The sequence below is a fragment of the Escherichia sp. 94.0001 genome, from assembly GCF_013369155.2.
GTDB lineage: Bacteria > Pseudomonadota > Gammaproteobacteria > Enterobacterales > Enterobacteriaceae > Escherichia > Escherichia coli_F.
The window spans coordinates 1-226 of record NZ_JABWMS020000349.1; the positions used below are offsets into that span (position 1 = coordinate 1).

Genomic DNA, 226 nt, shown 5'->3' on the forward strand with positions numbered 1-226 from the left:
ATCAACGGCAATGCTGACCACCGTCTTTTCCTGTGGTGGGTTCTGTTGCTGGTGGGTGTGAGGCGGTAGCGCAATATTTTTTGTGCGCTGCTTCAGTATGCTGGTGGCGGTCTGTTCTCCCGGTATGATGTCGCTTTCACGGTATACGGAGCGGATTTTTTCCGCACGCAACCCCAGCGAACGACGTAATACCGCTTCCGGTAGCGCGTCCGCCACCTGATTGCGG

The 226-nt window shown here is 56.2% G+C and carries 1 protein-coding gene; it reads right to left on the reverse strand.

The window, feature by feature from the left end; translation table 11 throughout:
* The coding region (locus HEN33_RS26065; RefSeq protein ID WP_445297919.1) for a DUF968 domain-containing protein at positions 1–226 on the reverse strand (226 nt) is incomplete at both ends.